The sequence below is a fragment of the Mesorhizobium sp. genome, from assembly GCF_004963255.1.
Lineage (GTDB): Bacteria > Pseudomonadota > Alphaproteobacteria > Rhizobiales > Rhizobiaceae > Mesorhizobium.
Genome location: NZ_SUGA01000149.1, coordinates 1 through 221, shown reverse-complemented (window position 1 = coordinate 221; position 221 = coordinate 1). Strand labels below are relative to the sequence as shown.

The window sequence follows — 221 nt, the reverse complement described above, 5'->3', positions numbered from 1 at the left end:
AGTTTCGACGTAGCGGATGATCGCGTCTTCACTTTCAAGATTCGGGAAGGGCATAAATGGTCTGACGGTAGCCTGCTGACGCCGGAGGATTTCCGCTATTGCTGGGAAGATGTCTGGCTGAACGATGAGCTCTCGCAAGGCGGGCTTGCCCCGGCCCTGCTGGCGGACGGCAAGCCGCCACGCTTCGAGATCGTCGATCCGTCGACGGTCCGCTATAGTTG

At 59.3% G+C, this 221-nt stretch carries 1 protein-coding gene; it reads left to right on the top strand.

Translation table 11 applies throughout. The features are described 5' to 3' along the window. The coding region (locus E5X34_RS32835; protein WP_292573399.1) for an ABC transporter substrate-binding protein at positions 1-221 on the top strand (221 nt) is incomplete at both ends.